This is a genomic window from Streptomyces sp. AC627_RSS907 (genome assembly GCF_019049165.1).
Genome location: NZ_JAGMUE010000535.1, coordinates 1 through 501 on the forward strand (window position 1 = coordinate 1; position 501 = coordinate 501).

At 59.7% G+C, this 501-nt stretch carries 1 rRNA gene; it reads right to left on the bottom strand.

Going from position 1 to position 501, the window contains the following annotated elements:
- Nucleotides 1-342: 342 nt before the first annotated feature.
- Nucleotides 343-501, bottom strand: a 16S ribosomal RNA gene (locus KUM32_RS36880); the annotation flags it as partial.

Here is a 501-nt window from a genome sequence, read left to right on the forward strand (position 1 = left end):
GCCAAGGCATCCACCGTGCGCCCTTAAAAACTTGGCCACAGATGCTCGCGTCCACTGTGCAGTTCTCAAACAACGACCAACCACCCATCACCCCGAGCCAGAGCTCGAGTGCACTGGGGCCGGCACCGAAGACCCAGCCATACGGCCGCGCCCTCAGACACCCAACAGCGTGCCCGACACCCCCACCACTCACTCTCCCGTTCCACGCCGAAGCAGTACTAGGAAGACAAGCTGGTCAAGATGCCGAATAGTCAACGTTCCACCCATGAGCAACCAGCATCAGACGTTCGCTGATGTACTGGCCTCTGAACCAAGCAAGCCTGGCTTAGAAGTGCTCCTTAGAAAGGAGGTGATCCAGCCGCACCTTCCGGTACGGCTACCTTGTTACGACTTCGTCCCAATCGCCAGTCCCACCTTCGACAGCTCCCTCCCACAAGGGGTTGGGCCACCGGCTTCGGGTGTTACCGACTTTCGTGACGTGACGGGCGGTGTGTACAAGGC